We start from the raw sequence: 7,921 nt of genomic DNA on the forward strand, positions 1-7,921 counted from the left end.
TCACGGCTTGACGATCACCTTGATCTCGCCGCGCTCAGGTGCACTGCCGACCACGCTTGCAACATCCTCAAGGCCGATCGTCCGCGTCACAAGCTTGTCCAGCTGGAGCACGCCGCTGGATACGAGTGCGGCAGCGCGCTCATGCGTGAAGGGATTGAGGTAGGCGGGCCGCAGATCGACCTCGCTGACCAATAGGTCGAAGGGCGTGACAGCCACCTCCATGCCGGCCGGCGCAACGCCGAAGAGAACGAAGGCTCCGCCTCGCCGTGTCATCTTCAGTCCGGTCTGGAAGGTTTCCGGCACGCCCGCGCATTCGATGGTGACATCGACGCCGCCATTCGTGAGTGCTTTGACCTCCGCAACCGTGTCCGTCACGGACGGATCAAACGCATGCGTTGCGCCGAGTTCCAGCGCCGTCTCCCGCCGCGAAGCCTGGCGGGTGATGAGGATGATCCGGCCGGCTCCCTCCAACTTCGCGAGCTGCACCATGAGCAGGCCAATCACGCCACCGCCGAGGATGGCGACGCTTTCGCCGGTGCGGATATTGGCCTTGTCGATGGCGTGCAGGCAGCAGGCGAGCGGTTCGGAGAAAGCGCCATGGACGGGGTCGAGATCAGACGGCAGGAGAAAGGCCTGCGCTTCCGGGACCGCGGCATATTCGGCAAAGCCGCCATCGCGCGTGACACCGATCGCGGTCAGCCTCTCGCAGAGGTTCGGCCGTGCATTGCGGCAGGCGGAGCAGGTGCCGCAGGCAATATTCGGGTCGATGGTGACGAGTTCACCACCGGAGAAGCGGTTGATGCCCGCACCGACAGCCTCGACGCGGCCCGAGAATTCATGGCCGAGCGTGACCGGGATTGCAGTCGGATATTCGCCCTTGAACATGTGCCGGTCCGATCCGCAAATGCCGGCGGCGAGGACCTTCACGAGGATCTCGCCCGGTCCTGCGACCGGCTTATCGACGGTGCGAAGCGCCATGGTGCTGCTGGCTTCCAGCCGCGCTGCCTTCATTGTCATGTTGTCTCCTCCCCGGGATCGACGTGTTGCTTAGCTCATCACGTTGCCGCCATCGACATTGTAGCATTGAGCCACAATGTAGGCCGCATCGGGCCCCGCCAGAAAGGCCGCCATCGCAGCCTGTTCGGCGGGATAGCCGAAGCGGCCTGCGGGCACGGCTGCCGCGACTCGTTTCTTCACGTCACCCGGTTGCAAGCCCTCGCGTGCGCCGAGCTTCGCATCGACAACATCCCACATCGGCGTATCGACCACGCCCGGCGCAATCGCATTCACGTTGATCCCGTGACGGATGAGATCGAGTGCCATACTCTGCGTGATAGAAATGACGGCGGCCTTGGAGGCGCAATAGGCGACGGCCGGCCCTTCGCCGCGCCGGCCGGCCTGCGACGAGAAATTGATGATGCGCCCGCCCTGTCCGCGCTCGACCATGTGCCGCGCGACCGCCTGGCTCATGAAGATGACACCGTCGATATTGACCTGGAAGACCCTCGATGTGCGTTCGCGCGTGACTTCAAGGATGGACTGGACGTCATAAATGCCGGCCGCGTTGACGAGAATATCCACGCCGCCGGTCGCCTCGATGCCCTGGCGCACCACCGCGTCGATGCTTTCCTGCTGTGTGACGTCCAGCGCAAGACCCAGTGCGCCGCCACCGATTTCGGACGCCACAGCCTCGCAGCGCGCGCCGTCCAGATCGGCAACGATGACCCGTGCGCCGTCCTGCGCGAAACGCTCGCAGACCGCCTTGCCGATGCCGCTCGCCCCGCCGGTGACCAGCGCCACCTTGCCGTCCAGTTTTCCTGTCGTCATCTTCGCTCCTCCCAAGCGTTCATCTCATGCGTTGTCTTTGATTTCCTGCAGGATCATCGACATCGGCGGGATCCCATCCGTTGCCGTCGCACCCGTCAGGCAACGGGCTGCGGCGCGGTGGGCAGCCGCGGACGTCCTCTCCCTGCTCCAGCCTTCATGAAGCCCGAAGAGCGTTGCAGCGCAGAAGGCATCGCCCGCACCGACCGGGCTCACGATCTTTTCGGGCGGCAGGCGTAGTGACTTCGTGATGAGGGGCGCCTCGTTGACGGCCTGCCAGAGCGACAGTTCCGGCGCGTGAATGATGACGTTCTTGCGAACGCCAAGCTCAAGCATGGTCTCTGCTGCCCGCAGCATCAGATTGCGGTCGAGATTGCCGTTGAGCTTGCGAAGCGGCAGCTGCGCGACCCGACCGGCTTCAATCTCATTGATGACGACATGATCGCACCAGGGCAGGGCGGCGCTGACCTCCCGAGCAAAATCGGGGTTCTCGCTTGAGACGAAATCGACCGCGGTTTCGAGCCCCGCCATCTTTGCCCGCTCGAGCAGCCGGCTTGCGCCGGTTCGGCCATCCGCGTCCAGCCGGTCGAGGCCGGGCAGGAGCATGAGGTAGCCGAGATAAAAGAGTTTGAAACCTGCTGCCGCAAACGTCTCCGGTTCTACGTCTTCAGCGTTCAAGAGGGCACTGGCCCCGCCGTGATAAAAGAAGGTGCGGCTTCGGCCCGGAAGGCTCATGACATGCGTGTGGCTCGTGGCCGCTTCCGTCGTCTGCCTGACGGCTGTGGTGTCAACGCCGAAGCTAGCAACGCGTTCCGCCAGATAGGCGCCATCCGTGTCAGCGCCTGTCAAACCCGCAAGCGCAATACGAGCCGGCAGTCCAAGCGATCCGAGGTCGCAGGCGACATTGACCGCGCCGCCGCCGACACCGAGATCCTGATGCAGGATTTCGGCGAGATTGCCTTCCTCGGGCCAATAGGAAAGCGTGTGGACGCGGTCCACGATCAGATTACCGGCGCAGACTATGCCGCCTCTTGCTGCCCTTTTCGTTTCCTCCCCAAACGACATCAGGCGGCTCCTTCGTTCCAAAGTGGCCTGAGCGGGGGCTCATCCTCCTCGATATCCGAGAAGCGGCCCACGGGCTCCAGAAAGAAATTGTCCGTCCGGTCGTCATTCACCTGGCTCACTTCGCCGACCAGAACCGGCCCGTTGCCGGGTTTGCCGTAGAAACGATGGTAGAGGCCCGGCATGATGGTGACGCTTTCGCCGGGTGTCAGCTCCAAAGGCTGCCATTGCTTCAGTCGGCGGTCGATCCCGTCAACTGGCACGATGATCTCTTCTTCGCTGAGGTCGCCGACCGGGTTCGTGGCCGAGAATTCGATGACCAGGGTGCCGCCGGCGCGATTGATGATGTCTTCCATCTTCGCCTTGTGGCGATGGGTTGGCGTGAGCTGGCCTTCCTCCACGAAGAGCAGCTTTTCCGCATAGGTGCGTTCGCCATCCTGGCCAGTGATGCCGTTACGCAGACAAAAGAGGGTCAGGCCGCATTCCGCAAACCGGCCAAGACCGAAATCGGTGACATCCCAGCCCAATTGGCGGCTGCGGAAATAGGAGGCACCATGGGGTGAAGCGGCGAAATCCGAGGCAGTCCAGTGGCCCCAGGAGGGTAGAGACCATGAAAACCCATCGAGCATCGCCTGCGCGGCCCTGAGCGCTGCGTTGATCTCGGAGCGCTTCATGCGGAAATCCCGGTGGAATAGTCCACTGAAACGACACGGTTTTCGCTACCCGAGACCAGTGCCGCCGTCAGGACGGCATGGTGGGATGCTGCCTCGTCCGGTGTCGCGCAATGGAAGCCGTTGGCCTTGTTGCCGGCGAGTTCGTCGACAAAGGCGGCCCACATCTGCTGGATCGCATCGATGAAGCCGAATTCGAAGATCTTGCCGGTGATCGTGGGGAAGAGCGAGTCATAGCCCAGGTCTTCGGTTTGCCAAGACTGGCGGCCACCTTCGTAATCCATCCAATGCCACTGGCGTGGCTGCTTGGTCGAGAAGAAGGCACTCTTGTTCATCCCCAGTACGCGGATATACCACGTGTTGGATTCGCCGGGCGCTATGCGGAACGTTTTGAGCAGCATCGGAAAATCCTGGCTGTCCGTCTTCACGCGTGTGCTGATTGCCGCATTGTCCCATGTCGTGCAGGGCACCATGCCGCCCTTGCCGTCCGGACGTTCCGTGACCCGCTTGACCAGCTGCGCATGGACCGTCTGCGGCTTCCAGCCGAGACGCAGCGGCACATGCAGGACATGCATGCCGAGATCGCCCATGCAGCCATAATCGCCGTTGATATGCTCCATACGCTTCCAGTTGATCGGCTTTTTGCGGTCGAGGTCGGAGGAATGCAGGAAGCCGGCTTCCACTTCGATAATGTCGCCGAAGGCCCCCGCATTGGCCATCTGGATGACCTTCTGCGCGCCGGGGAAGAAGGGCATCTCTGAAGAACAGCGGACGACGAGGTCAGGCCGCTTGGCAAGCGCTGCCATGATCGCCCGGTTCTGCATCAGGTCCATGCCGAAAGGCTTTTCGCCGAGCAGGTGTTTGCCCGCTTCCAGGATCGCGATGTAGAATTCCTGATGGAGGACATGCGGTACGGCGCAATAGATCGCCTCCACGTCGGGATTGGCCAGTAGCTCGCGATAATCGGTCGTGCGCTGCTTCACCGTCGGAACGTTATCGGCGAACCAGTCCATGAGGCTCGCATTCGTGTCACAGACGGCGACGATTTCAGGGCGCGCCGCGGGATTGGAGAGATGCAGCCAGCGAGCGGCGGCGCTGGCGAATTCACGCCCCATAAGCCCGCAGCCGATGACGCCGAAGCGGAAAACCTTCGTCATGGTCGTTGTTCCTCGCGTTCCGCCTCAGCCGATATGCTTTGCGGCATCTGCAGCCGTCGCGCCGTCGTGAACGATCGCCATCAGCGCCTTGGTCATCCCGTTCGGGTTCGGATGCTGGATGACGTTGCGGCCATAAACGATGCCGCGTGCGCCCTGCTTCATCAGCATTTCGGTGCGGGCGAGTAGTTCGGCATCGCTGACGCGGCCGCCGCCGCGCACGAGCAGCGGAAGCCCCTGCGCGATCTCAATCACGCGATGGTATTCCTCGACATTCTCGCACGGGTCGGCCTTGATGATATCGGCGCCGAGTTCAACGGCCTGACGGACGAGCGGCATGATCTTGTCGATCTGGCCGTCCACCATATAGGCACCCTTGGAATTATCCTTCATGACCAGCGGCTCGACCATCAGCGGCATGCCGTAGATCTCGCATTCCCGCTTCAGCGCATTCACGTTGCGAATGCAGGCGCGGTAGACTTCCGGCTGGTTGGGCAACATCAGGATGTTGACGACGACGCAGGCGGCATCGAGCACGACGCCCTGTTCGACGGCGCGGTCGATGACTTCCGAGAAGAGCAGTTCGGGCAGGGGATTGCCATAGACATTGGCAATGTCCGTGCGCATCACCAGCGCCGGACGGTCCTTGCCGGGAATGGCCTGCAGGATCGGCGCGGTGCCCGGCGGCAGCTGGATCGCGTCGGGCTTCGCCTCGGCAATCACATGGATCGCCTTGCGCATGTCCTCGATGCCCGGAAGAAACGTCTTCTCATTGAACATGCCGTGGTCGATCGCCACGTCGAAGCAATTTCCAGATACGCCAAAGAGGCGGTTGATCCGCGCCTGTTTCATCGATGTCCTCCCAATGTGGTATCGTTATCACATTAAATCTAGCGAAGTCACGAAGGGAGTCAATCGGAATGTGGAAACGTTACCACAAAATCTTCAGAAGGCCGGCTGCCTCCAATTCATGGATGTCTGATCGTCTTGCGCACAATCTTACGGTTCTTCTGTCGCAGAAGTGCAACGAACAGGCTCGGCAACACGGCGCGATATCTGGACGAATATAACGGTATTGGTGAATATGGGGAATGCCGGATGGAGTGAGCCCGGCCCAAAGGAGGAAATCATGCTTCATCAGAAGATCATCGAGACGCCGTTCAAGGTCCGTTACGGCAATTTCATTGGTGGCGAATGGCGCGAGCCGGCATCCGGCCGCTATTTTGAAAACACCACGCCGGTCAATGGCGGGCTGCTGTGCGAAGTCGCCCGCTCCGACGAAAAGGATGTCGAAGCCGCGCTTGACGCTGCCCATGCCGCGAAGGACAAGTGGGGCCGCACGTCGACCACAGAGCGTGCCAATATCCTGAACAAGATTGCCGACCGCATGGAAGCCAATCTCAAGACGCTCGCAGAAGCCGAGACCTGGGACAATGGCAAGCCGCTGCGCGAAACCATGGCCGCCGACATTCCGCTGGCCATCGACCACTTCCGCTACTTCGCCGCCGCCATCCGCGCCCAGGAAGGCTCGATCGGCGAAGTCGATCACGATACGATTGCCTATCATTTCCATGAGCCGCTGGGCGTTGTCGGCCAGATCATTCCGTGGAACTTCCCGATCCTCATGGCCTGCTGGAAAGTGGCTCCGGCGCTCGCCGCCGGCAACTGCGTGGTACTGAAGCCCGCCGAACAGACGCCGGCCTCGATCCTCGTTCTCATCGAAATCATCGCCGACCTGCTGCCGCCGGGCGTGCTGAACATCATCAACGGCTTCGGCCTTGAAGCCGGCAAGCCGCTCGCCTCCAGCCCGCGCATTTCGAAGATCGCCTTCACCGGCGAGACCTCGACGGGCCGGCTGATCATGCAGTATGCCTCGCAGAACCTGATCCCGGTGACGCTGGAACTCGGCGGCAAGTCGCCGAACATCTTCTTCGCCGATGTCATGGCCGAAGACGACGACTATCTCGACAAGGCGCTGGAAGGTTTTGCGATGTTCGCGCTGAACCAGGGCGAAGTCTGCACCTGCCCCAGCCGCGCTGTCGTCCATGAGAAGATCTACGACCGCTTCATGGAAAAGGCGATTGCCCGCGTCAACAAGATTGTCCAGGGCAATCCGCTTGACATGTCGACGATGATCGGTGCGCAGGCCTCGTCCGAACAGCTCCACAAGATCCTCTCCTATATCGAAATCGGCAAGGGTGAGGGTGCGGAACTGCTGACCGGCGGCGAGCGCAACGTGCTCGGCGGCGATCTGGCGGAAGGCTTCTACGTCAAGCCGACCGTGTTCCGCGGCAACAACAAGATGCGCATCTTCCAGGAAGAAATCTTCGGGCCGGTTCTGTCGGTCACGACCTTCAAGACCGACGAAGAGGCGATGGAGATTGCCAACGACACGCTCTACGGCCTTGGTGCCGGCGTGTGGAGCCGCGATGCAAACCGCTGCTACAATTTCGGCCGCGGCATCCAGGCCGGTCGCGTCTGGATCAACAACTATCACGCCTATCCGGCCCACGCCGCCTTTGGCGGCTACAAGCAGTCCGGCATCGGTCGCGAGACCCACAAGATGATGCTCGACCACTACCAGCAGACCAAGAACATGCTGGTATCGTACTCCCCGAAGGCGCTCGGCTTCTTCTGAGCCAATGTATCGATAACTGAAAGGCCTCCCCTTGGGAGGCCTTTTGGCATTTCTGGGAGGAAAGAATGCCGAAAATGAAGGAAAAGTCGCATGTGCAGGCCACGCAGGCCGCGCTGGACCTGATCGCTGACATTCGCAGAGACCATCCAGATATTCTTTTTCACCAGTCGGGCGGATGCTGCGACGGCTCCTCCCCGATGTGTTATCCGGCAGGAGAGTTCATGATTGGGGATAGTGACGTGCTTCTCGGGCACATCGGCGGCGCGCCGTTTTACATATCCTCGGCGCAATTCGAAGCCTGGCAGTCACCCCATCTGGTCGTCGATGCTATTCCGGGACGCGGCGGAATGTTTTCGCTCGACAACGGACGCGAGCGCAGGTTCCTGCTTGTCTCTGACATATGCGCCGTCTCTATCGATAAATGACGAGCTTAGTCGAAAAATCTTCAGGTCGCCCTCGGGCGCGAAATGTCCTCTTCTAGAGCGTTTCACCTTTTAACGGAAACATATCCGGCGTTTTCGAGATAGTTCGCACATTCGTCTGGTTGGATTGTTTGGACGAGCGCGCCGATG

8 protein-coding genes are annotated in these 7,921 nt (G+C 61.2%); 2 read left to right on the top strand and 6 right to left on the bottom strand.

What is annotated here, in order from left to right; genetic code table 11:
- Genes ABID16_RS20095 through ABID16_RS20120 form a run of 6 tightly spaced genes read right to left on the bottom strand, consistent with a single transcriptional unit; the run spans nucleotide 1 to nucleotide 5,563 of the window.
- Nucleotides 1–1,011, bottom strand: coding sequence for a zinc-dependent alcohol dehydrogenase family protein (locus ABID16_RS20095; protein ID WP_354558164.1), 1,011 nt, complete (start codon nucleotides 1,009–1,011; stop codon nucleotides 1–3).
- Between the two features lie 36 nt (nucleotides 1,012–1,047).
- The gene (locus ABID16_RS20100; RefSeq protein ID WP_354558145.1) at nucleotides 1,048–1,827 is read right to left on the bottom strand and encodes an L-iditol 2-dehydrogenase; all 780 of its coding nucleotides are present in this window, start codon (nucleotides 1,825–1,827) and stop codon (nucleotides 1,048–1,050) included.
- 24 nt (nucleotides 1,828–1,851) lie between these two features.
- Nucleotides 1,852–2,889, bottom strand: coding sequence for a carbohydrate kinase family protein (locus ABID16_RS20105; RefSeq protein ID WP_354558146.1), 1,038 nt, complete (start codon nucleotides 2,887–2,889; stop codon nucleotides 1,852–1,854).
- A complete protein-coding gene (locus ABID16_RS20110) occupies nucleotides 2,889–3,560 on the bottom strand; it encodes a D-lyxose/D-mannose family sugar isomerase (RefSeq protein ID WP_354558147.1) in 672 nt (223 codons plus the stop codon). Before ABID16_RS20110 ends, ABID16_RS20105 begins: the two co-directional genes overlap by 1 nt.
- On the bottom strand, nucleotides 3,557–4,714 hold the full coding sequence (locus ABID16_RS20115; protein ID WP_354558148.1) for a Gfo/Idh/MocA family protein: 1,158 nt from the start codon (nucleotides 4,712–4,714) through the stop codon (nucleotides 3,557–3,559). Before ABID16_RS20115 ends, ABID16_RS20110 begins: the two co-directional genes overlap by 4 nt.
- A gap of 24 nt (nucleotides 4,715–4,738) precedes the next feature.
- Nucleotides 4,739–5,563: a class I fructose-bisphosphate aldolase gene (locus ABID16_RS20120; RefSeq protein WP_354558149.1), complete on the bottom strand. Its 825-nt coding sequence runs from the start codon at nucleotides 5,561–5,563 to the stop codon at nucleotides 4,739–4,741.
- A gap of 277 nt (nucleotides 5,564–5,840) precedes the next feature.
- Here ABID16_RS20120 and adh point away from each other — a divergent pair, with 277 nt between their 5' ends.
- Nucleotides 5,841–7,349: an aldehyde dehydrogenase gene (adh, locus tag ABID16_RS20125; protein WP_354558150.1), complete on the top strand. Its 1,509-nt coding sequence runs from the start codon at nucleotides 5,841–5,843 to the stop codon at nucleotides 7,347–7,349.
- A 65-nt stretch (nucleotides 7,350–7,414) separates the two neighbouring features.
- Nucleotides 7,415–7,774, top strand: a complete 360-nt coding sequence (locus ABID16_RS20130) for a DUF779 domain-containing protein (protein ID WP_354558151.1) — start codon at nucleotides 7,415–7,417, stop codon at nucleotides 7,772–7,774.
- The last annotated feature ends 147 nt before the right edge of the window (nucleotides 7,775–7,921 follow it).

Origin of the sequence: Limnomicrobium aquaticum, assembly GCF_040545545.1 — a bacterium.
GTDB classification, from domain to species: domain Bacteria; phylum Pseudomonadota; class Alphaproteobacteria; order Rhizobiales; family Rhizobiaceae; genus Ensifer_A; species Ensifer_A aquaticum.